This is a genomic window from Candidatus Nomurabacteria bacterium (assembly GCA_023898425.1).
In the GTDB taxonomy this organism is placed as follows: Bacteria; Patescibacteriota; Patescibacteriia; order 2-12-FULL-60-25; family 2-12-FULL-60-25; genus HK-STAS-PATE-2.
This window is the reverse complement of sequence record CP060222.1, coordinates 552,025-575,487: the sequence shown is the minus strand read 5'-3', so window position 1 is coordinate 575,487 and position 23,463 is coordinate 552,025. Positions and strand designations below refer to the sequence as shown.

24 protein-coding genes are annotated in these 23,463 nt (G+C 45.2%); 15 read left to right on the top strand and 9 right to left on the bottom strand.

Annotation, left to right across the window (positions count from 1 at the left end; genetic code table 11):
• Window positions 1-37: 37 nt before the first annotated feature.
• From H6759_03375 to H6759_03365, 3 genes are all read left to right on the top strand, one after another.
• Entirely contained in the window at window positions 38-487 is a 450-nt protein-coding gene (locus H6759_03375) for a hypothetical protein (GenBank protein ID USN52048.1), read from the top strand.
• Window positions 488-552: 65 nt separating this feature from the next.
• Entirely contained in the window at window positions 553-1,338 is a 786-nt protein-coding gene (locus H6759_03370; GenBank protein ID USN52047.1) for a hypothetical protein, read from the top strand.
• 37 nt (window positions 1,339-1,375) lie between these two features.
• Entirely contained in the window at window positions 1,376-2,842 is a 1,467-nt protein-coding gene (locus H6759_03365) for a CCA tRNA nucleotidyltransferase (GenBank protein USN52046.1), read from the top strand.
• A 6-nt stretch (window positions 2,843-2,848) separates the two neighbouring features.
• On the opposite strand, the gene H6759_03360 is transcribed toward H6759_03365, so the two are convergent.
• The 6 genes from H6759_03360 to H6759_03335 form a co-directional block, all read right to left on the bottom strand.
• Window positions 2,849-3,754, bottom strand: coding sequence for a methionyl-tRNA formyltransferase (locus H6759_03360; GenBank protein ID USN52045.1), 906 nt, complete (start codon window positions 3,752-3,754; stop codon window positions 2,849-2,851).
• Entirely contained in the window at window positions 3,738-4,232 is a 495-nt protein-coding gene (gene def, locus H6759_03355) for a peptide deformylase (protein ID USN52044.1), read from the bottom strand. Before def ends, H6759_03360 begins: the two co-directional genes overlap by 17 nt.
• A gap of 15 nt (window positions 4,233-4,247) precedes the next feature.
• A complete protein-coding gene (locus H6759_03350) occupies window positions 4,248-4,490 on the bottom strand; it encodes a hypothetical protein (protein ID USN52043.1) in 243 nt (80 codons plus the stop codon).
• 297 nt (window positions 4,491-4,787) lie between these two features.
• Window positions 4,788-5,948, bottom strand: coding sequence for a hypothetical protein (locus tag H6759_03345; protein USN52042.1), 1,161 nt, complete (start codon window positions 5,946-5,948; stop codon window positions 4,788-4,790).
• Window positions 5,949-5,951: 3 nt separating this feature from the next.
• Window positions 5,952-6,743: an AmmeMemoRadiSam system protein B gene (gene amrB / locus H6759_03340; protein USN52041.1), complete on the bottom strand. Its 792-nt coding sequence runs from the start codon at window positions 6,741-6,743 to the stop codon at window positions 5,952-5,954.
• Between the two features lies 1 nt (window position 6,744).
• Window positions 6,745-8,220: a hypothetical protein gene (locus H6759_03335; GenBank protein ID USN52040.1), complete on the bottom strand. Its 1,476-nt coding sequence runs from the start codon at window positions 8,218-8,220 to the stop codon at window positions 6,745-6,747.
• 18 nt (window positions 8,221-8,238) lie between these two features.
• On the opposite strand from H6759_03335, the gene H6759_03330 reads away from it, so the two are divergent.
• The 6 genes from H6759_03330 to H6759_03305 all read left to right on the top strand — a co-directional run bounded on the left by H6759_03330 (window position 8,239) and on the right by H6759_03305 (window position 13,422).
• On the top strand, window positions 8,239-9,762 hold the full coding sequence (locus H6759_03330) for a hypothetical protein (protein ID USN52039.1): 1,524 nt from the start codon (window positions 8,239-8,241) through the stop codon (window positions 9,760-9,762).
• Window positions 9,729-9,905 carry a hypothetical protein gene (locus tag H6759_03325; protein ID USN52038.1) on the top strand — a complete coding sequence of 59 codons (177 nt, stop codon included), beginning with the start codon at window positions 9,729-9,731 and terminating at the stop codon, window positions 9,903-9,905. The genes H6759_03330 and H6759_03325 overlap by 34 nt, the downstream gene beginning before the upstream one ends.
• Window positions 9,902-11,374, top strand: coding sequence for a hypothetical protein (locus H6759_03320; GenBank protein ID USN52037.1), 1,473 nt, complete (start codon window positions 9,902-9,904; stop codon window positions 11,372-11,374). Before H6759_03325 ends, H6759_03320 begins: the two co-directional genes overlap by 4 nt.
• Before the next feature lies 1 nt (window position 11,375).
• Window positions 11,376-11,726 carry a hypothetical protein gene (locus H6759_03315; protein USN52036.1) on the top strand — a complete coding sequence of 117 codons (351 nt, stop codon included), beginning with the start codon at window positions 11,376-11,378 and terminating at the stop codon, window positions 11,724-11,726.
• Window positions 11,701-12,111, top strand: coding sequence for an HIT family protein (locus tag H6759_03310; protein ID USN52035.1), 411 nt, complete (start codon window positions 11,701-11,703; stop codon window positions 12,109-12,111). Before H6759_03315 ends, H6759_03310 begins: the two co-directional genes overlap by 26 nt.
• A 753-nt stretch (window positions 12,112-12,864) precedes the next feature.
• Entirely contained in the window at window positions 12,865-13,422 is a 558-nt protein-coding gene (locus H6759_03305) for a hypothetical protein (protein USN52034.1), read from the top strand.
• 62 nt (window positions 13,423-13,484) lie between these two features.
• On the opposite strand, the gene H6759_03300 is transcribed toward H6759_03305, so the two are convergent.
• Complete coding sequence (locus tag H6759_03300; GenBank protein ID USN52033.1) at window positions 13,485-14,777, bottom strand: PEGA domain-containing protein; 1,293 nt, start codon at window positions 14,775-14,777, stop codon at window positions 13,485-13,487.
• Between the two features lie 36 nt (window positions 14,778-14,813).
• On the opposite strand from H6759_03300, the gene murA reads away from it, so the two are divergent.
• The 6 genes from murA to H6759_03270 all read left to right on the top strand — a co-directional run bounded on the left by murA (window position 14,814) and on the right by H6759_03270 (window position 21,387).
• Window positions 14,814-16,106 (top strand): UDP-N-acetylglucosamine 1-carboxyvinyltransferase, encoded by a 1,293-nt coding sequence (gene murA / locus H6759_03295; protein USN52032.1) that lies wholly within the window; start codon window positions 14,814-14,816, stop codon window positions 16,104-16,106.
• Window positions 16,103-17,470 (top strand): S41 family peptidase, encoded by a 1,368-nt coding sequence (locus tag H6759_03290; protein ID USN52031.1) that lies wholly within the window; start codon window positions 16,103-16,105, stop codon window positions 17,468-17,470. Before murA ends, H6759_03290 begins: the two co-directional genes overlap by 4 nt.
• Window positions 17,364-17,957 carry an NUDIX domain-containing protein gene (locus tag H6759_03285; protein ID USN52030.1) on the top strand — a complete coding sequence of 198 codons (594 nt, stop codon included), beginning with the start codon at window positions 17,364-17,366 and terminating at the stop codon, window positions 17,955-17,957. The genes H6759_03290 and H6759_03285 overlap by 107 nt, the downstream gene beginning before the upstream one ends.
• 51 nt (window positions 17,958-18,008) lie before the next feature.
• On the top strand, window positions 18,009-19,382 hold the full coding sequence (locus tag H6759_03280) for a hypothetical protein (GenBank protein USN52029.1): 1,374 nt from the start codon (window positions 18,009-18,011) through the stop codon (window positions 19,380-19,382).
• A gap of 61 nt (window positions 19,383-19,443) precedes the next feature.
• The gene (locus H6759_03275) at window positions 19,444-20,814 is read left to right on the top strand and encodes a hypothetical protein (protein USN52028.1); all 1,371 of its coding nucleotides are present in this window, start codon (window positions 19,444-19,446) and stop codon (window positions 20,812-20,814) included.
• A gap of 54 nt (window positions 20,815-20,868) precedes the next feature.
• The gene (locus H6759_03270; GenBank protein USN52027.1) at window positions 20,869-21,387 is read left to right on the top strand and encodes an HD domain-containing protein; all 519 of its coding nucleotides are present in this window, start codon (window positions 20,869-20,871) and stop codon (window positions 21,385-21,387) included.
• Between the two features lie 378 nt (window positions 21,388-21,765).
• Here H6759_03270 and H6759_03265 read toward each other — a convergent pair whose 3' ends face one another.
• Together H6759_03265 and H6759_03260 are read right to left on the bottom strand one after the other, a co-directional pair.
• Window positions 21,766-22,254 (bottom strand): hypothetical protein, encoded by a 489-nt coding sequence (locus H6759_03265; GenBank protein ID USN52026.1) that lies wholly within the window; start codon window positions 22,252-22,254, stop codon window positions 21,766-21,768.
• A 6-nt stretch (window positions 22,255-22,260) separates the two neighbouring features.
• Window positions 22,261-23,400 (bottom strand): hypothetical protein, encoded by a 1,140-nt coding sequence (locus H6759_03260; GenBank protein ID USN52025.1) that lies wholly within the window; start codon window positions 23,398-23,400, stop codon window positions 22,261-22,263.
• Between the last annotated feature and the right edge of the window lie 63 nt (window positions 23,401-23,463).

The window sequence follows — 23,463 nt, the reverse complement described above, 5'->3', positions numbered from 1 at the left end:
AAAATGAACGTACATTTACCACTGAACAGGAGCTAGTGTGAAAAAACTTATCAAAGTGGTGCCAGAATTTGCCGAGGACGATATTCTCTGTCTTCAGGGCTTGGCCAGAAAGGACGAGGGCGAACACGGTAAGGTCTATATCGAGCTTACGATCAATAGATCGTGGCACTTACAAAAAGGTTTGTGTCTCATCCTTTGGGATGATGGCGAGCGTGAGTATGAGTTCGTATTTCCGAATACGGATGTATCCAGTATTATTAGCGGCTGGACCTTTGACCTTGGTAGCTGCTACGAGGATAGTGAAGGTCCAAGCACAATAGAAGAGATGAACCGCAGTCTTTTGAGTTCGATTCTCAGCCAAGACGGGTCGCTCTTCATTGGGCATTCGTCCGGAATGATCAACATCGTCTTGAAGTTGGGTGAAGTCGAATATCGCCAAAGCTTCGTGTTGAACCAAGTGATTCAAAAGCTCTTTGACGTCATCTAGCCTTACAGTGAAGCCGATCGGATCCTCCGGTCGGCTTTTGCGTTTGTCTGGTATACTAGAGTCATATGAAAAAACTCCTCGTTCTCTCGCTTAGCGTCGCGTTATTAGGCGCAGGCTGCAGCACATCACCTTCGCGACCCTCGGCTGAAGGTCCTGGTCCTTCGATAGCAGTTGGTGAGCCAAATCCGAGCGCTCCATCGAGTGCTGCTTGTGCGAATGTTTACTTTCCTTCAAAGCAGGATCAAAGCATCACCTATCAATCAAATACTCCTGATTCGGGAGCATTTACGCAACGCATCACCAAGGTTGATGATGAAACGATCCACATGGAAATAACCTTTTCAGAACATCCAGATATCACGTTGCAGGCGAGCTATCGTTGCTCGGGAGAATCAATTGTCGCAGAGGGCTATCTTGACCTTTCGGCGGCTCTCTCCGGAACAGACGCTTCTTTTGAAACACTTTCTCAAGAAGGTGTCTTTCTCCCGAAGGATCTTCGCGTAGGTTCTGAGTGGGATACGACCTATGCTGTAGAGGGCAAATTCACGACTCCGGCAATGGGTAATCAGCCAGTAAATATGAAGCAATCCATCGCTATGCAACAAAAAGCTCTTGCAGAAGAATCAGTGACGGTGCCAGCAGGAACCTTTACCGCTATCAAAATAGAACAAAAAACGACAGTGACTATTGATTTTGGAGCAAATGCTATAATGCAACAATTTGCATCACAAATGCCACCTATCACCACAACAAACTATCTTTGGCTTGTAAAAGGAGTGGGTATGGTAAAAAGCGAATCTGTCTATCAAGGAGAGACAAGTCGTGTAGAGGCGATCTCGATCAACCGTTAACCTTCGCGATGCAATAAAAAAAATGTTTTTGAGACCTATGGAACAATCTTTTGAAACGGTTAACCCTTTTAGCGCCTCCGAACGCTTGCCCGAAAAACAGGATCTTCCTCAAGATATGGAGGACCTGACAGATCCGGCTGTTCATCGCGAAAGGTTGTTTTCTCAAGACAAACGTATTTTAGACGCTGTCAGCGCGCTTGCAACCAAGGTCAAATCTTGCCCGCCTGATCCGAAATATCCTGACAATGATCCGGCATTACTCATCGTCGGAGGATTCGCCAGAGATTCATTAATTGGAAAGCACCCTAAGGATGCAGACGTCGAAGTTTATGGTGTCCCGGCAGCACGTCTTGAAGAATTTTTAGATCAACTCTATGGCAATAAAGTAAATAAGGTTGGACGAGCATTTGGTATTTTTAAAGTAGCCCTCGGGGATGGCCTGGATCTCGACATATCAATCCCACGTCGTGAATCTAAGGTGGGTGCCGGTCATAAGGGTTTTGAGATCCATGGAGACCCAGCCATGAGCATCAAAGAGGCGGCTCGACGACGTGATTTTACGTTTAATGCGTTAGCTGTTGACCCACTTACCGGAAAATATGAAGATTATTTTGGAGGGATAGAGGACTTAATATCCAAAACATTACGCGTCACTGACGAAGAACGTTTTCAAGATGATCCACTTCGTGTCTATCGAGCGATACAATTTGCTGCACGTATGGATCTACGAGCAGAAGAGAAGTCATTTGCTCTCATGCAAGAAATGGTAGACAGGGGTGATTTAGATGAGTTATCCAATGAACGAATTACGGAGGAGTGGAGAAAGCTTCTTTTAAAATCAGAGCGCCCTTCAATAGGGCTTCGCTTGAGTAAAGAGCTTGGTATTATTGAGCGTTATTACCCTGAACTTAATCTTACGGATTCTTGGGACTCGCTAGCGCAACGTGTAGATCATGTCGCTGAAACGATACATAATGATGAACATGTCTTTACAGAAAATGAGCAGCTGCAGGCAATGTTAGGGGCTATCTGTTCGATGATAGATAGAAAAGAAAATGAAGCAGTACAGAATTTTTTAAAGAAAACAAGTTTTTCTAAAAAAGATGTCGTGAATCCAATTAATGCTCTTTTGAGCGAGCGGTCTGAACCGCTAAGAATTTGGAAGGCGCTTGAAGCAAATGAGCTATCAGAGAAGCAGTTAGCAAATGAAGTTCGTAAAGTTATTAAGCGAATCTACCCAGCCTCTCTAGAAACGCTACTTGCGCTATCTGGGTCTGGAGATGATCGTCCAGCGCTCTTATTGCGAGAGCAGCTTTCACAAAATCCTGGTTGGCTTGACCCTAAAAAGAACCAGTTAATCAATGGAGCAGATCTGAAGTCGCTCGGCATACCTCCAGGGCCAGAAATGGGAAAGACATTGGCTCTTGTTGAAGAGGCACGCGATCGTGGGGAGATCTCAACACATGAAGAAGCAATAACTTGGCTTTCTGTAAGAAATGGATGAGGTAAACTATAATTCACCTTTATACCCTCTTAAAAAATCTTCACCATTCATCGCGTTTTTTCCTTCGGGTTGCACGGTTTTAAGAGCAAGAATCTTTTGATCTTTACCTATTAGACACGGGAGAGAATCATCTTTGAATTCGCGTAGCTCGGCTTCGAGAATCTTAAGACGTTTACCGTCAGCAAGAGCAATGGATGTGCCTGGCCATGGTCTAAAGGCACGTATACGACGCTCCATCTCTTCGGCTGTCATGGTTTTTGGGTCGAGATAGCCGTCTTCACGCTTTAACATCGAAACAACGGTTGCTTGCTCATGATCTTGCTCTTTGGCAGGAATAACACCCTTGAGATAATCTTGAAGATCACGAATAAGTAAGTTGGCGCCTATTTCAGCTACACGTTCGCCAAGGCTAATTGCATCATCATTTTTGGTGATAGGTGTTGTTTCGATACTGATGATTGGTCCATGGTCCATCTTTGCATCCAAAACCATCAATGAAACACCTGTTTCTGTATCACCATTCGCTATCGCCATATTAATCGGACATGAGCCACGATACTTTGGCAAAATCGAAGCATGGATATTGATAAACTTATTTGGTGCCAAATCTAATACCGTTTGTGGGATAATTTGACCAAAACTCACAACAACAGCAGCTTGAAAGCCTGTGACCGAAAGAGAAAGATAAGCCTCTTCTGATTTTACGCTCTCAAATTGAAAAACAGGCACATGCAATGCTTCGGCCGCCAGTTTAACGGGCGGCGACTGCATCTCGCCTTTACGCCCAATAGGGCGGTCAGGTTGAGTGACAACGCCAACAACCTCAAAGCGCTCGTCATTGACGAGCGCACGTAAAGCCGGAACAGCGATAGATGATGTACCAAAGAAAAGGATTTTAGTGGCTGTGTCCATGGTCGTGGGTATGTGTATCTTTTGCTTTATCAAAAAGAATGCCATCGAGATGGTCTATCTCATGCTGCATCACAATAGCAGGAAAGTCTCGCAACTCGAGGGTTACTTCGCGTCCAAGGCGATTGAGAGCTTTGACCGTTATCTTGCGATGACGTTCTACATCTCCCCAAATCTTTGTGGAGCCATCTTCATTGTAGACGCTAAGACAACCTTCTTCGCTAGAAACTTTTGCTTCTGAGGCCTTGGTCATAACAGGGTTGATATAGCATTCTGGACCGTGTTTGCCGTAGTTCACAACAATGGCGCGGATATTGCGACCAACTTGTGGTGAGGCAATACCAACACCATCCTCAGCGAACATGGTTTCGATGAGTTCATCAAGATAGGCCTGAAACTCAGGTGTAGTGACCTCTTTTGGATCAACTTCTACCGAGCGTTCACGTAAGGTCTTGGTTGGGAGTTTAACGACTTCAAACATATAATTTGCCTTACATTAGCGAAAAAAGGAGATAGGGTCAAGATCAATGTACATCTTTTCGGTGATCAATGACGCGAGTTGGTCTAAGAAGGCTTCGCTTAAACGATTATCTTTTGGAAGAATGTGTAGGCAAAAACGCAAGCTACTGCCTTTGGTACGAAATGGAACCTCAAATGGTCCACGTGTGCTAATAGTGTCACCAAAGATTTTTTCTATACGATGAAGCCAGTCAAAGATCGCGTGCTGCGTACCATCCATAAGCACCTTTATAACCCGTTGCGATGGGGATATTGAAAGAGCTCACGCGTCTTTCGTTCATGTGTTCGCCATTTTGTATACCCTTCTGTTGTGAGCCACGGGCCCCAAAGATGTGCTGATTGTTCAGATGTTTGAATAGAGAGTGAGCCTTCTGCTTCTTGTACGGAGGCAGCTAAACGACGAAAAGCGTGGCAAAGTCTTTCGTTTTTACGAATATCCTCTGCGCCCGCAAGCAGGTCGCCATCCGTAAGAAGGACGATCGCCTTTTGGGGAGAGGACGATCAAGTTCTTCGGCGCTTACACCACGCCACTCGATGGCGATGTCTGGGTGCTTTTCATTCCAGACGCGTTTAAGCCGATCGATGCCAGGCATGCTTTTACCGAGATCAATGCTACTACACTTGCCACATTGCTCTGGCATATAGGTTGATTATTACCACAGCGCTTACAATGAGCCTGGCCTTGATGTGACGAGAGAACATAGTCACAGCGCTTACAGAGCGGTTGCCAACCACAATCACGACAGGTGAGTTTTGCGAGCTCAAATTTTATTGGATGAAAAACAACAGCCGTTGCACGATCTTCGTCTAAAAGCTTTTGGTAAGCGATTTCTTGAATCATCGGGATACGAGAATAGCCAGCACGTTGTCGTATGATGATTTCATGGCGGACATTGATACTTGGCGCTGATTCATCAGAATGCAAAGGGGGATTTAACCCAAACGCACTTACAGAGACACGTTTAAGCTCAGCTAAACGTAATGCGATTTTACGAGCATCAAAACGAGGAGCGAGCTCATCTTGCTTATGGTCGTCTTGCTCAGGGATATCAAGAAAGACATGATCGGCAAATTGTCCAATCCAAGCACCAACACGCGTTGTCACAAGACCTGGCGTTTCTCCGGTGGCAAAGTCTGTCCAGGTACGATAGGCGTCACCTGCATTCAGCTCGCTCGTAAACTGAGGGATATCTAATGACGAAGCAAAATCCACGGCACGATGTTTCCATGGTGTTAAGATCAAGATACGCTCGTTTTTTTCAAGCGCTTCTTTTGCTGCGTTAATGAGTGCCTCTTTTGCTTCTAATCGCCAGGTAGCGTTGATCTCCGTTTTTTTACGTTTTGTTGGATAGCGAACGTTCGTTGTTTTAGGTTTTTTGGGATAATCGCGCAACCAGCTTTTCCAAATGCTTGGCAATGAAGTAAAAGTTTGTTTTGCGAGCCATTGACTAAGCGCGAGCCCGTCTTCAGAAAAATGCAAATCTGCATAAGGTCCAAGAATCGTTTTTAACTCACGAATCGAAGAGCTTTTTGTTTTTTCGAGGACAATCCCCAAGGTCTTGCCTTTGCGAAAGGGGATCCAGACAGCGTCACCCGGTTGATAGTTGCTCTCAGAAGCATAATCAAAAGCATCAACGCCATGGGGCGTTCTCATCACAGGTATGACGCGATACGGCATGTATTAAGCAAGATCAAATCTGATAACGCTATAACCTACGCCAAATGGAGCCTCATATGAGAGCTCGCTTGCTTTTAGGTTAATACCTTCTAAGGCGCCAAGTAAAATAGCTAGCGGTTTTTGGCCACATTGGCCCGCGGCTTCGCATTTAGCTGAGTCCATCTCTAAGAGAGATTGAAGATTCTGTGTAAGCGCAGCTTCTCGGACGGTTGTTTCAAACCAAGCACCCTCTGCTGTTGCACCTTTTGGCGAAGCTTCATTTGCATGATGCGAAAGATCCGCAGAAGCGATAATAGCAATACGATGTGTTTCTTGACGTACGATATTAGCGAGCTCGCGACCAAACTGTGCATGCTCGGCAACGCCAAGCATCGATGTCGAAAGCGGTGCGAGTTTTACATTAGGTAGATGTGTCGTAAGCAGTGAATAAGGGATACTAATACCATAGTCCAGCTCTTCAGATGAACTCAATGTAAAAGGCACTTTGTTATCACGCATCGCGCGATGAATATGATCGAGTAAAAGAAAATCCGCCTTTGCTTCAAAAAGCGGTTCAAAATCCCCAAAGGCTTTTAGTGATCCAATGTATTTTGGAGACATGTTTCCACTAAAAGCATCTGGATACATTTGCGCATGTGGAGAAATGATAATAATCGTATCTGGTTTTGCTAGATAAAGCGCCTGCTCAATTTGTTCGTAGGCTTTTAATGTTTGCGCTAAAGCATCTCGATGTTCTTTTCCAACACTTGGGATAAGTAATGGCGAATGGGGGACCATGGCTGCAAAGACAATCATATTAGTTGTTTGTGATGGTTGAGATGGTGAGTGACGCTTCTTCGGCGGGAGGTGCCTCTGCTGGGGCTGTGTCTAGTGTAAAAGCTTTGCCTTTTTCTGCATTAGCAACAAAGGCGTCTGATACAACGACGACGTTTCGCCACTGCCAACCAACGCGTTCAAAAACTTCACCAGAGACAATAGGTCTTAATTTGCCAAGCTCTACAACATAAACAGCGGGATGTGTAACGCTTCGCACGAGCTCACCGTCACGCAAAGCATAGGGAGCGATGGTTTTGTAGCTATCTACCGTCGCTTGATCAAGGATCTTTGCTTTTCGGCCTTTAAAGTAAATTCCTAACAAAGCAGGGTCGGCGATGCGTTGTTTCGTATCATCTTGCACATACCAATAGTTCTTTTTTGGATCTTGAACCAGCAACCCTGTTGGGTATTGTTTTTCTGAAGAGATATCTGCACCTAGCTCATAAGAGCTGAGGTTCTCATCTTCGATAACGATAATATCATCGGTGATAAAGCCGAGCTTACGAAACACATCTTGGCTTTTGATGAGACGTTTTTTACCATCGGTAAGAAGGTAGAGTTTGCCAGAAGGGGTCTCAACGATGGAGTAATTAGGATATTCAATGCTTTCACCTGTTGGATAGCTGATGAGATCGCTCGTGCTCACTTGGATGATTTTGGATGAATCAATCATGCTATAAGCGACCATCTTAGAAGCGAAAGGTTTTTTTGTGCCAAAGCGGATGAGGTAGATTTGACCATCATCGGTTTGAGCGATGGTGCCGTCGGGGAGTGTGAGCGAAAACCAACGTTGCCAAATACGCCAAAGGTTTAGATTACCATGGATATGTGGCGTATAGGTATAAAGCATGGCCGTTGCATTATTGACCGGTGTTACTGCTGAGCCACTAATAAGCACTGTCTTGCCTGGAGCATGTCCTGAGATAGTGGTACCACGTCCAAGTAGCTGCATGTAGTAGCGTTCGCGATGTTGCTTGGCTGCGTAATCAAGTTGGTTGGCAAAACCTTTAAAATCTTGAATACGTGGATCGTCTTTGGCGCAGCTATCACAAACACCAAAACCAGTTGCCCAATCAAGAGCACGTTGAGTAATGTTTTTTGTTTCTACAAGGCTTTGTTCTTTTTGAAGTAAAACAAGAAGATACTGCGGATTGATGCGATAGCTATTAGCGACTCGCCAAATGACCTCAGCAGGTTCTTTTTCTACGCCATCGATATCGACGACGCGAATTGAATTTAAGCTACCATGCGCCTTTAAGAAAGCACGGATAGAAGCTAGATCCATTCGGGTTACATCAAAAATATCATCGTCCGTTAAGATGGCGTTTGGGTTAAAACCATTCGCGAGGTCAGCGGCGGGGATTTCATAGCCGGCGGCAAAGGCTGGGCTAGCGAGCGACCCTATTTGCGCTGAAATGAGCGTCAGGACCGAGAGAATGACAAAATACCGTTTCATGGGTTAAGGTTATCACAAATGTCTCTCCCCGAGAACAAGAAGGACCGGGTTATTGCCTGGGGACTTTTTGCCGCTACCTGGCTGGTTGGCTCGTCTTTGCTATGGTTTGGCGGTAAGACACTTTCGTCACCAGATGAGACGGCTGTACTCATCACCGCAAAGCATATGGCTAGCACCTATAGTGGTGCACTGGAGGAACCGCTCGTGGCTCAGGCAGGATGGCTTCATCCGCGTAGTTGGGTATCTCAGGGTGAGGTGATTGTGCCGGTGGGCTTTTTGGGTTGGCCTTGGGTACTATCATTGTTCATAATTATTTTTGGTACAGCGCTTACAAAGTGGGTGAGTGTCGGTATTGCTGCAAGTATCGTCCCTGCGATGTATGTGCTTTTGCGTAAAGCGTTTTCACGCCCGGGTTCATTGCTCGGTATCTTGGTACTGCTTTGTTATCCGCCGTTTCAACTTTATCTCAATCGTAGTTTGTTTCCGAATCCATCCATCATTGCCGCTGTATTATGGTTAACATACGCAATGCAGTCTAATACTAAATTGGACACAAATAGTACTCAATTAGAAAAAAGGTCAGTTATTGCAAAGTATTTTGTTTCGGGGGTGCTATTCGCTTTGATCTGTATCATTCGTCCTATTGAGCTCTTTTGGATAGGGCCATGGTTACTGGGTGTTCTAGCAGCACAAGGTCATCTTACGAAAAAGAGCTTGCGCTCATTGCTTCGTCAAAAAACACCTTTATGTGCTGTGATCGCAGGTTTGATGATTGTCCTTTTGCCTATGGGCATCATAACGACCCGTACCTATGGGGCGCCTTGGCGTATCGGATATTTCTTACGTGATAATAGCGTATCTTTAGTCGGAACGGATCAAATAGTAAGTGAGCAGAAAGGTCAGAGCGTTGTATCGCTTTTTGCCTTCGGTGTTCATCCTCGTAATATCTGGTGGAATATCAAATCATTTGCTCTTGGCTATGCCTTGCCTTGGACGATAGTACTAACGGTCATCTCGCTCTATTATCTGTCACCTTGGATTCAGGTGAGTATCAAATACCGCAAGAAACTTCGTAGCGTATGGAAGGAAATTGTCTTGCCGGATTATCGATTTATAGCAGCGGCTCTTGGTCTTGGATTATTAGTCGCTTATTACGGCAATGGTCTTTACCAAGATCATATTCGCCCAGGTTCAATAACAGTAGGAAACTCTTTTTTACGTTACCTATTGCCCGTAGCTTTGCTGTCAGCATGGGCGGTAGCGTGGTGCTTTGATCGCATTGATAAACAGTATCAAAAAGCGCTCATCATTTTCGTGGCATGTGTATCACTCTTTGGAGGTTATCACGCGATTCTTGGTGATGATGAAGCAATCGTGTCAGTCATCCGTTCTACACGTCTCAATGATCAGACACGAGAGAAAACGGCAGAGGTCTTACCTCAAGGAGCGATCGTTTTTCGGATCGTTCAGATAAGATTTTCTTTCCTGATTATCGCGCTGTTTCGCCCATGCCTCCTATTGAGCAAATCTCAAAAGCTCTAGAGCAGATTGATACACCGTCAGCATATTATTCACGTCCATTATCACAAAAACAAAAAGATGAGTGGCGCGCGCAGGGGATGCAGCTCGAAGAGCTTTTCGCTTTTGATCGTTTTGTATTGTACCGTATCCAGTATCTCCGATGAGTGAACTGTCATTGTTTGCGCGCAGTCTTATGCGCTTCGTTGCTTGGACACTTTGTGCAAGCGTTATTGCCTTTGTATTATTGCAACAGTTTCCGCCATCAGGAATGATTGAGAAATCCTTTCGCTTTGATGGGAGTAGTATTTGGCTGTATCCATTTCAACCTGGCGAGCGTGTTACATCACCTGGCAAGCAACCAGATCAATGGGTGGGGCAACGTATTACCGCTGAGCCTGTTTATACAACGGTGCGTTTACCAGGGCCTTTTGATCGGCTCGAAGTCGCCTTTGATATTCGCGCAAAAGATCAGCCACTTGCAGAACTCGGGATATTGCGTGATGAAGAAGCATTTCAATTTGAGTATAAGCCATTTTTTAGCGAGCAATTAACCAAGGGATGGCAAGAAGCCGAGTATCAAGGAGTGCATGGTTTTATTCGTAATGACGGCGTGCCTTCGGATCTTCTTTCAAAAGATCCGCAACGCGTTTTGGTTTGGGGAGCGGATTCTCCAAAATTTGAACTAAATGATACGGTGCCACTTTCTCGTTCGATTGATATCAATTTACGCGGGACACATGAATTTTGGATCGTGCCAGTAGATGGTGTGATTGACATGAGCTTTGTTTTACAAGACGCTAATCGTGCACGTGCAGGGACGCAAAATGTATCGGCATTTGTCTTACGCAAGGGGAGCGAAATCATCTTAACGGAGCCCGTGTCTGTAAGTGGATCTTTGGATGCAAAGATGAGCCAACCATTTACCAAGCGTATTTTTGCTAGCGGATTATCTTCTGGGATTTATCGGTTAACCTTTCAATCAGATGATGATTTTTTCATTCGTCATATTGAGTCTTCAATGCGACGCTGGGTCGTCGGTCCGCGTTTTTATGCGGGAGATTCGGTGGGGTATAAAGAAGGTCAAGCATCAACAACTTGGCTCACAAATTCGCAACATATTACCGCCGAAGTGCGTCATGCGGACTCATTACAAACCATTTCGTTTGGCGCATTACGTCAGCCTATCGAAAGAACGCATACGGTTTACGCCTTATCACGTGATGCAAAAGACGTATCTGCGCCATGGCTCACTGTAAGTCAACCGCTTAGCAATATTCGTATTATTGGAGATGGTTATTTTGCTGTTGATGAACAAGCCGCATTTGTCCCAACGCTACGACGATTAACGGCAGAAACAAAACCTTTAGAAGAGGGGATTATAGCGATCCGCACGCCTTATAAAACGCCAATTAGTCTAGGTGATAATTGGTATCAAGTCTCAACGTTCTTTGATTTACCCGATACATCAGAATCTCAAAAACTTTCACTAGGATTACCGGGTATCGAAAGTCGTTTAGGCGCTTTTGATATTCGTTCTGTAAGATTAAGATTCACGCGTCCGTCACTGAGCGCTCAAGAATTCTGGCAAACAATAAAAGCTGAAGCCCGCCGTGCGTATAAGCGCTTACAATAATATGCTCATCATACAATATGCAAAGTTTTTTCTACGTGCCCTCGCTGAGGGGGGTATTGTCGTTTGTGCATTGCTTGTCGCAATCGAGTGGCTTCTCCCAGGCTCTGTATTGCCCTATATACCGTTGCCCGTCTTGATCATGGGGGTTTTGACGCTTTGCTTCTTTGCACGCGGCCAGGGCGCATTAGCAGGCTTTCTCGTGGCGATGTTTTTAGCGCTTATGGGTATCATGCTTTTTGCTAGTATTCTTCTTGGCGCTGGTTGGCATGCATTTGGTGTTCTTGGAGCAATTGCCATAACCTTTGTATTCATTCTTTATTACGCTTATGAAAAACACCCAACTCTTTCTTGATATTATCGCTGGTAAAATCCCATGCGAAAAAGTGTATGAAGACGATCACGTCTATGCCTTTTTAGATATTCATCCTACAAATAAAGGTCATGTGTTAGTTGTTCCGAAGAAGCACTCAGAGAATCTCGTTGATATTGATAACGAGACGCTTAGCGCTTTGATTATCGCCGTGAAAAAAATCGCCGCCGGTGTCATGCAAGCAACTGGAGCTCAAGGATTCAATATCATCCAAAACAATAATGAAGCAGCGGGACAAGTGATTTTTCACACCCATTTTCACATTATTCCACGTTTTGAGAATGACGGATTCAAACATTGGCCAGGCAAACCGTATGAAGAGGGAGAGGCAAAAGAGGTGGCAGAGAGTATAAGGGCGTCGCTGTAGAGTCACGAGGAAAAAATCATCCCCCGGCCCCTTTCTTTGTTTATATAAAACGCATTGACGTTAAGGGTATTATAGTCTAAAAAAGACGGGATTTTGTACTTTTCGACAAAGAGGTAGTCATGAAGCGGCTCATAGAATTTTTGCGTAGCGCATTCTTTTTTCGTGAGAACGAGTCGGTATTAGGGTCTCACAAGAAATCCCCGTATCGGGATCCCCCGGAGGGATGGGATAACCAGCGGCCCGTACTAAATGCGAGTGTGGTGGCTACGCTGAGCAAAGACGCATACAGAGTCTCAGATGTTTTTCTTCTCGATCAAGATCGACTCATGTCGTGCAAGAAGAGTGATTGTCCTTGCGAGGAGCATGAGATGGTCAGCTACTGGCTGCTCAAAGGTTCAATGCTAAAGATTATAAAGGTTCTCTCGGCGGACACTTATCGTGTGGTGCACAGAATCACTGACAGGTGTCACCACAGATACCAAGATCGATATATTCCCTTGACCTCTTCAGATGAGAGTGAGAAAAGATATGCTAGTGACGATCATGATTTTGCGCCAGACCGTCAAGAATTTATTGTAAATCTTGTAATGCTTTCTCACATGGAAAAAAGGGAGCGCTATGATACAGAAGGCCTTGTAGGTGCTTAGTTCCGCTGCTGCCGTAGACATAACGAAAAAACGTTCGTCTACGGCGTTTTTGTTTGTGCTAAATACATTGACAATGGTGTAATTTTACGCTAGATAAGTGTGGGTCTTGTACTTCTACAAGAGAGGTGATCTTGGCGAACTTCGTTGCGTCCTTGAGCAGAATTGTATTTTTTGGCGTAAATCAAAGCCCTGTTTACAAGGGGATAGAAATTATCGCGAAAAGCCGATTGGCTTTATGCCGGATCAAGTATCCTTCGCTGAAGGGACTTGTGCTTCTACGTACAACGATTCTCCCGATAGGCCCATACTTATTGGCGATGAATTTGTCACGCTTATAACCTATGGAAATACCTCTACTGATGAGAAGAGTACGAGGGATGAGGTAAGCGCAAAGCATTTATCTGCAAGGAGTGTCGTTATTATGAAGGGATCGGTGTTGACCGTCATCAGTATCGATAACTTCAAGGATGTGGTGTTTTTGCGCCTTTCTCTTTCTGCTAAGTTACAGTTACGCTATAATGCTCATCTAGCAGATTCTTCTGTGGGAGTTGTTGGAGACGATGGTGAGCTTATAAGAAACCCTGCTATTCCTGGCTCAATCATTTGTTTCATGAAAGATGCTCTACGAAGAGAAATGAGACAGACGGATTATGGGCGGCTGTAAAAGCAATGCTATCAGAGCCGTAGACAAGCTATATGCGAATCTACGGCTTTTTTGTTTGATGCTTATTCAAGATCCAAACTCCACACGCCTGTCTTACCGTCTTTTGTTCCAAGAATAATGAGATGATCATTTACCGTCGCGAGATCCGTAATAGACTCAAAAGAGGCGAGCTCTGTCCGTTGTCTGCCATCGCGATTATCAAGTTCAAGTGCAAAAACTTGCGTCTTGGTTGCGTAAAAAATTGTACCTGCTTTTGGATGCCAATCAGCGCTAATAATAGCATCACTATTACGCACAAGAAGTTCAGGATTTTGGTCGATTTGCCAAAGCCAGAGCTCATTTTGATTGAGTACGAGAGCCGTTGGAATATCGGTGTTTAATAGCCAAGACTGTATTTTGCCGTAGCTTTCTTGTGCGACAGAGCTTTTATTTTTTACGGCTAGCAAGCGCTGCCCATCCTCTAGTAAGACAAAATCTTCCTCTATGCTATGAATAAGCCAATTGCCACGAGGAAGCGAGAAAGCGCGGTTCGTGTCGTTATTCCAGGTGAGGAGTTGTAGGTTGGTGCTGGTGCTTTGCGTTAGTGTCACAGGAGCAAGTTCGTCATTGCCGTCTGTAGTCACGATACTCGAGAGCTGTTTACTACGCGGATCATAGGTATAGCGACGTTCGCTATTTAAACCCGTAAGTAGATCATTGTGCCAATGGTATTCGCCAGGAGGGAGTTTGTTTTGATTTGTTGTAGAGCGAATATCTACCCAGTAGCTATCGTCGGAGGATTCAATATTGGCAACAACGGCATCATCAGCTTCATTCCAATCCACTGAATGGACCGGTGTTTTAGAGGTAAGCTGAATACGTCGAGACAAGTTATCATTATCAAAAACAAGTAATTCTTGAGAAGTGGTTGTGCTTTCGGCAACAACAAAACGTTGCTTCTTGTTACTGCGCGAAAGAAGTTCGGTCGTTGATTCTAAGAGAAGTTTTGGTTCGGCTTGTTTCCAAAGGTAGACTTTATTTGCAAACGTCACTTGCTCGGCTTTTACCTCTAAACGTTTATTCCATGAATGGTAGCCTGCTCTTTCAAAGCGCACCTGATAAGTGCCGGGATTCATGTTTTGGATGGTAGAAGCTGTTTTTTCTGCACGCTCCTGATCATTTAAAAAGATGCGTGCACCTCCAGGGGTAGTATCTAAGATAAGGGTGCCATTGCGCTCAATGACACGTTTATTTGGGTTTAGGCGATACCCTGCGGTATAAAAGAGTAGCGTGGGCGCGAGAACAATAAAAACAATCACAAAAACCCAAGGGATAATGCGCCGATGAAATGGCGGCTGACGGCGAGATCTCGACATGATGATGGGTAAAGGATACACTTTTTTCGATCCAATATGAAATTTGCAATAAAAGGCGGCCGTCGTCTAAGCGGAAACGTGTCTATTTCAGGCGCAAAGAACGCAATCGGACCATTAGTTGCAGCATCACTCCTTGTGAAAGGACCGGTGCGTTTTACCGATGTCCCTCGCTTGAGTGACCTTCAACAACTTCTTGATATTATCGCTGGTATGGGTGGTAAGGTTGAGTGGACAGGGGAGAATGAGCTCACGATCGACACGAAAACCATCAACCCAGCCAAGCTTGATAAAGCGGCGATGAAGCGCATGCGCTTTTCTATTTTGCTTCTCGGTCCAATGTTGGCGCGCTTTAAGTCGGTTGCTGTATCAGAGCCAGGCGGTTGTACGATTGGCAATAGACCTATCGACACACATTTGTTTGCGCTTACAGCTCTTGATGCGACAATCGAGCCAGATAAGCATGGCGATCAATATGTCATGAAGACAAAAGGCCTAAAAGGCGCCTATATCATTTTGCCAGAGTTTAGCGTGACGGCTACAGAAAACTTAATTATGGCGGCATGTTTAGCAAAAGGCACGACTTTCATTCGTTTAGCTGCGGCTGAACCCCATGTGCAAGATCTTTGTCGTTTTTTGGTTGCATGTGGTGCGAAGATCAAAGGCATTGGCTCGCACGAATTAGAGGTTAAAGGCGTTGGCTCACTTAAAGCACCTCGCAAAGCATGGAGTGTTGTTCCGGATATGTTAGAGGTCGGTACATTTGCTGTGGCGGCTGCATTAACGAAGGGTGATATCACGATGTCTCCGGTTGTGCCTGAACAGCTTGATGCCATCCGCTCGCTACTCACCAGAATTGGGGTAAAGCACGAACTTATCGGCAAGAACAAATTTCGTGTTCAGGGCGTTGGTCGCATGGAAGCCGTGCCAAAAATCCAAGCACTTATCTATCCTGGCTTTCCTACTGACTTGCAAGCCATCTTTGGTTTATTAGCAACGCAGTGCCAAGGAACAACCATGGTACAAGATCCGCTTTTTGAATCACGTATGGGATATGTGAGTGAGCTTATTAAGATGGGAGCAAATGCAATTGTCGCTGATCCGCATCGCGTTATCATTACAGGTCCAACACCACTTAAGGGTACGGAAATTCGTTCATTAGATTTGCGCGCCGGTGCAACCATGGTACTGGCAGGTATGCTCGCTGATGGCGAAACCATTATTCATAATGCCGAGCTCGTTTATCGTGGGTATGAAAAACTTGATGAGCGTTTACGTAGCCTTGGTGCAGACATTGAAGTTATTCACGACGAAACATCAAACACTCTATGATCTCTAGCTATCCTCCAGTTTTACCTCCAACGCCACCAAGTAAGCACAAGCCTTGGATGACGCTTACCGCTATTTTTATTGGCGGTCTTGTTATAGGTGTCGTTGCAGGTAAAGCCAGCGTTTCAAGTTCTGCTGGTTTAAACTCAACCTCTACGGCATTTGGTGGTTCTGTATTGGGTATCGGGCAATCAGCGCCTAATAGCATTGATAAGGATGTTGAATTTAAACAATTTTGGGAGGTGTGGAGTAAGTTAAAAGAAAAGTACTACGAAGATACGGTGACAGATAAGCAAATGTTCTATGGTGCTTTAGAGGGTTTGGCAGGGAGTATGGGAGATCCGTATACAATGTACTTTGATCCAAAAGAAGCAAATGATTTTCAACAGGCTTTATCAGGTACGTTCTCAGGGATTGGTGCCGAGATCGGTTTGCGTGATAATCATGTCACGATAATCGCGCCATTACCCGAGACTCCAGCAGAACGAGCTGGCCTTAAGTCGGGGGATATCATTGTGGATATCGATGGCACAGACGCAACGGGTATGAGCGTAGAAGAAGCTGTTACCAAAATTCGTGGAGAAAAGGGGACTAAGGTAGTTTTGAAGATTTACCGTCCATCAACAAAAAATGACCCTTATAATGTAGAAATTGTACGTGAGACGATCCAGGTAAAGAGCGTTCGAGTGAAGTGGCCAGAAGAGCAGATTGCGGTCATCGAAGTAACGAATTTTAATACAGACACAAAAGAAGGCTTTGATAAGGCTGTTTCGGAGGTCTTGAAGAAGGATCCAAAAGGTATTATCCTAGACCTCAGGAATAATCCAGGTGGATTCCTTGATACCGCCGTAGCAATGGCGGGCGAATGGCTCGGAGATTCGATCATCGTGAAAGAGCGTCGCCAAGGACAAATAATTGAGCAGCTTCGTAGCTCGGGCAATGCCCGCTTACGAGGCATTCCGACCGTTGTCTTGGTTAACCAAGGCTCTGCCAGCGCGTCCGAAATCGTTTCGGGTGCCTTGCAAGATGAAAAAGCAGCAACGGTTGTCGGTATGAAAACGTTTGGTAAAGGATCGGTGCAAGACTATCTGAATCTTTCTGATGGTTCTGCGCTTAAGGTCACTATTGCTGAATGGCTCACTCCATCTGGAAGAACCATTAATAAAACAGGTCTCGAACCCGATGTGGTCGTAGATCGTACTGAGCAAGATTATGAACAGCAAAGAGACCCACAACTCGAAAGAGCCCTCGGGATCCTCAATGGCACCGCGACCAGCTCGCCAGCCACAGCCGCGGACTCCAGCGCATCGAACAGCGCAGAGTCAGCCGCAACGGAAACCGGGTCCTCGAACGAAATTTCGCACTGAGCTATCTGCCGGCGGGATTATTTTTCGTCGCAAAGCAGGCTCGGTAGAAGTCTTCTTTATCAAGGATCCATATAATCGCATGACCTTTCCAAAAGGCCATCAAGAATTAGGGGAGTCTTTAGTAGAAACAGCTGTGCGAGAAATCAAAGAAGAAACAGGTTTAGAAGGTTTGCGCTATATAGCCCCTGTTGGCCGAACGCTCTTTCGTTTTCGTAGAGAGGGGACGACCATCGAGAAAACCGTTTATTTCTTCTTATTTGAGGCACCATCAGATGCACAAGAGGTATTAACAGGTGAGGGTGCGATTTGGGAGGCTCAATGGGTGAAAGTTGATAAGGCCTTTGCTACAAGCGGGTATCGAAATCTTGATAGGTTGCTCTCTAAGGCTTTGCGTATTGTCTTTCATGAAGGTAAACAGTCACAAAAACCCGTTGCGCGAGGATATGCCGATGGACAAAATAGACGTCGTCCTAGGGTTATATTTTAAACGAATGCTTATCAACAAGCATTCGTTTGTTTTTTATGTTAATATGAGTAAATGCTCAAAGTGAAGCTCTATCTCATTTTAGGAAGTCTTGGTTTATTGTTTACCGCGGGGCCAGTATTGGCGTCTGAATCTGTTATTGATCAGAATTTTTTCGTTCCAAAACCGATCTTTACAGACACACGTCCTTTGCCTACGCCAACGCTTATATTGTCGCCTGTAACATCAGCGCCAAAGACTGCGCCTACAGCACCTGCAGTATACTCAGGTCCTTTTGTGCCTCCTCCTATTTTTACAGACACGCGTCCATTGCCAACACCGGGGACGTCAGTGTCACCGACATTACCTTCAAATCTACCAAAATTATTGCAGGTAGCATTAAACGCACAATCAACCTTAGAGCAGGGCGTGAGCTTAACGGCGGTTACACGTAAAAATCTTACGCAAATGCAACAGCCGCGAGAAATATCTTTTGTACTTTATGATACACAAACAACCGAAGTTGTACGTGTTGATGGTCTTTTTGATGGCAAGTCTTGGAAGCCGGTTACCTACACATCGCCAAATTTTCCTGTAATGACCGTTAAGGTGAGTGGTTTGGCGAGCTATACCTACTCATTTCCAGGTAACCGTTACATTATGATGGCGGTTCGTTATCCTCGTTGGACCGAGGTTTTGAGTGCTGGTAAACGTATTGGTGTTGATGAGCAAATTGCGATCAAGACACCGTATCAAAAAGAATTTCAAACTCCTGACGTAGCTTCTGCAGGTGCTGATATGCTCAATGCTGTCGCAGATGCCGCTATCGCGGATCTCTCTGCGCGTAACGTCATTTCAAGAGCTCAACCAGGTCAGAAGCTCGCAAGCGTTGCTGATAAAAATATGCTCTTTACTCTTTATGTTATTGAGCACTCAAGTTTAGCTGCTGTCCAAGCAAATCCGGATGCAGCTGTTGAGCGATTTCTTGTGAACTATGCTATCAATCCAAAAACAGCGTATAGCAATCAATCATCCCATATGGGTGCACAAGGCATCGCGCAGTTTATGCCAGCAACCTACACGGGTTTAGCAAAACACACTGAGCTTGGGCTTATTCAAGATGTACAACAAGGCACGAGTGATCATGTAAATATTAGCAAAGCCGCCTTTGCGCTTATGGATGCGATGGAAGCAGATTTGCCTGATAGTATTTATGCGGCAGGGTCTATTCGTCTTGCCGAAGCGATTGCTGGTTCATATAACGGTGGTAGTAATCGTGTAAAAACGCTCATTGAGCGCGATGTCTGGTACGACCAAATCGATGGTGTCTTGCAACGTCACCAAGTAAAAGCGCGTTCGCGTGTACCAACCGAAACACTTGATTATGTAAAAAAATTACGTCTGGTTTTACCCGCTGTAAAACGTAAGACACAGCCAATGCAGATCTAGTGTCATAAGCAATATCAAGTAACGTTATAGTAGTTGTAGATATTATTCTTCATTTTTTACTATGAAAAAACAAATGGTTTTTCCGCTCCTTCTATTAGTAGCGATAGCAACTTCTGTAGCAGCCGCTCCTGCAACCGAAGCGGCGATCTTTCGTACAACAAAAGGAATCAAAATTACACGCTTAAAACAAAGCCAGGCTTTTGGTTCAATCGCGAACTCTAGTAATGGCAGTGTAACGTCCGCTGGACGATCTGCGATACCAGAAGTTGTTTCTCCGATGGGTGGTGGTATTGCGCCAAGTATGCTGGATAGCAAAATGATTGCTCCATATCCTGGCGAAGACCGTGATTATACGCAACTAGAAACAGATTATCACTGGGCAGGGGAGTTGCCTTCTATGCCTGCGTCAGCCGATGTCTATCATGTTATTCGTGCAAAAATCGACACAGGTCTTACAAAATCTCTTCTTAAGTCCGCAGGCCTACCTTCGTCATTAGCGGATGCATTAAATGATGTGCAATCACTCAATGCTTCATGGAAAGGGAAGAACGGTATTACTTGGAACTTTGACGCAACAAGCAATAATCTTTCGTGGTGGAAAGAAAATACCTTACCACAAGACGCCGAGGGTCAGCCTACGCTCGACAAAGATCGTGCGATCAACGTTGCCCAAGACTTTGTAAAAGCACATGGTCTATCATCCTACGTTACAACAGCGCCTGAACTTGAAAACGCGCCTTGGATTATGCCGCTCATGGAGCAATCATCCATGCCATGCCCAGTAACACGTTCAGAAGGTGTCACAGCTTCAGAGTCTGATGCGATGCCAATAATGATCGAGCCATCCGTTGAAGAAAAAATTGCGCCATGTTTCTGGTACCCACGTACGGTTAATATTGTTTATCCTGATAAACGTGACGGTAAGCGTGTTACCGATGCTTGGTCTGGGTATCCTCAGCAAGCTCTAACAGTCACGGTCTCACTCGATACGTATGAGGTTACAGGAGGTTATGCAAATCTTCCTACATCCCTCGAAGCCTCATCTTATCCGATGATCGATAAAGGCGCTGTAGAAGAAGTGCTTAAAAACGGCGGTCGTTCTCCATACTATGGTTGGGGCAAAAAAGGCACTCGTGTTCAGATCCAATATGATGCCTTTGAACTCGTGGTGATGCGTTACGACTCCTGGAAAGACAATAAAAATGAAACCTACTTTGTCCCAGCGTTGCTTGCGACAGGCAAGGTAGACGCGGGTGATGGCAACGGTCTAAATGATTATCGTACCATCGTGCCGCTCATCAAAGCAGAATTTTTAGAAGATGTCCCAAGCCCAATCATGTACATGAAGGGAGATGTGACAAGCGGCTCCGAAGGTACAGTGACAAATATGATGGCCCCAGCGCCAGACAGTGCACCAGTGCCAGCAAGATAAGAAAACAAAAACATCTTTCCAGAAATGGAAAGATGTTTTATACTCCGCTTTTCTATGATGACACGCCAACAAGTAGAGCAGCTCGTCGCAGAGCGCATCCCAGGTACACGCAAAGGCTCAGATGAGCCAGCCTATCTACACTCTATTCGCGTTGGTCAAACGGTGGAGAAATTTGGCTATAGCAAACCGGTGATTATCGCCGCCATTCTTCATGATGTGATTGAAGATGGGGGAGTAACGTATGAAGAGCTCGAAAAGCTTGGTTGTACCGAAGAAATTATCGAACTCGTCACCCTCTGCACCCACGACGACATGATCGAAGGCGGCGATGGTCGCTGGGTCGATATGATGGCCGGCCTCGTTCACGCTTATAATCCTGACGCATGGGCAATTAAAATAGCTGACGCTTGGGACAATATGAAAGGTGCCGAAACCATGGACCCTACCCGCCGCCGCTTCTTGCGCCAGGCCAAGGCCCCGATGCTCGCGGCCATCTCACATGACCTTATGAAAGACACGGCGATCTGGAAGGCGTACAAAGAAGATCTTGAGATCTATCGTGACCGTGTATAAAAATCACAAATTAAAGCCCCGCATCGACAGATAGTCTTTGCGGGGCGGTTCTAGTTTATGCTGTAAGGAGGATCATCCTTGAAGCATTGGATTACTTCGCAGGACAGTTCATCATGGAAGTCGTCCATCTCATTCTTCTGGTTCGTTTGGGGATATGCCGGGGTTCTGTAGATGCCCCCGCTCGTGTTTGTAAGTGGCTCGGGCTCTGTGCGTCCACCCATGAGCCGATTCATCATCTCTCGAGTTGTCTGCGAGAGCATGTTAAAAAACCTCGAGATCATTCAATACTCCTGGTATCGATTTGCAACGTGAATGTGCAAAAACGTAGAGAGATCATAGCAGATTTTGCGTAAAATGTCAATATAATACAAATCCCACCTAAGCGGTGGGATTTCGATATATTGCGGTAATTTCTCTTTTTGGTGTGCCATCTTCTTGTGTGCCAAACGTCAGATGATGTTGATTTGGATGGCGAAGTTTGGTGCTATTGCTAATCGCTTGATCACCTCCCAAAGAAAATCCGATATGGGTATGAAGCATGTCTGAATCATGTTCATGAGAAGGACCCCAAACGATCACGTCACCTTCTTGAGCTTCGGTGACAATGGTCCAACCAGATTCGAGGAGATCTTTTTCGATGCCTTTTACCGTAAGATGTGGTTGTTTGATATATTGAAAACGAAAGAGGATCCACGAGACATAATTACCACAAGCGATATCACCGCCTTTGAGCGCATCAAATAATTCACCTTGCTCATTTTCAAGATAAAACTCCTGAAACATCTGCGAGCCAAGGCTGTTTTTGATTGCAAAAAGATAGCTGGCAAAAACCGCCTTTGAACTCAAGATGGGTTTGAATGACTCCATAGGTCTCTATGATACCAAATACTTCTTAATGCTGTTGAGTGTTTGGGCTTTTTGTTCGGCGAGTGAGCCATGAGCTAGGTCAGTTACAAAGCGAGCCTGTTCTTGATTACCTGTTGGCAAAAAGTCTTTTGTGACTTCTATAGCGCTATAGGGAGCATGCGCATGTAAATCTGCCTGCCACAATGAGCCACGTTGTTGCAAGAGTAAGATCGCCTTGGTATTTGGCGTGTAAGAAAGGAGCTCTCGTAAGAGTCCGTCTAAAGCATTCGTATCGGCTTTTAATTCTAGGAGATCTGTATCGGTAATAAATGTCCAAGCAAGACCGGTAGTTTGGTCTTGTTCGAGTCTTGCAAGAGCGCGTCCCCAAAGTTGTAAGGCGGTAACAGAATGTGTGCGCCATAGTGTTTGCACAATCTCCTGACGACGAGCACCTTTTTCAAGCAAAGCAGAGGAGCGTTCGAGGGTTTTACCTGAGAGATGTGGCGTACGGAAACCTTTTGTTGCTGCGATCATACCCGCAAGAAGCGCTGTGGCAATATCAGCAGTTAATTGCTGTGGGTTCCATGCTTCAAACAGCGTATAGAGTGATTCGCAGGCAGAGGATCGCGTTGGATTTACAAGGTTAATTGTACCCCATTGTTCATTAGCAGGAGACGAGTCGATATTAATGGTGATGATTTCTTGTAGCGTATTGAGCTCGTGTTTAAAGATCGGCTCAAGACTATGGCGATCAGGGGCTCCTACAGCAATAACAAGGTCATAGCGTGCATCACCACTCATGAAACCCACGTCTTGTGGCTTCCAGGCTCCATGCTTTGGCACAACCGTGATATCAAGCGCGCCGTCACGTACGTCATAAGAGAGCTCAGAAAGAGGTGTCTCTTTGACATTGAGTGTGATTTTTAACGAGCGCAAAGAACCAAGACGCGTAGCGATTTCAGCACTTTTTGGTAAATACGATGGATAGAGCTTATTTTCAAAATCAGGAATGACAATATCAAAAGATTTATTTTGATGTTTAAGCCAAAAAGCGAGGGCCAGAACACTACAAAGATCATCTACCGAATGGGCCGTTCGGGTAATAAGGAGAAGATGTTTTGAGCGGCCGATTGCTTCGATCGCTTGTTGTTCGAGATTAAGGGCCATCAACCTTCAAGCTATAGAGGTTTTGCCCTTCTGTCAATCAAATGACCCATTCACAAAACCTGT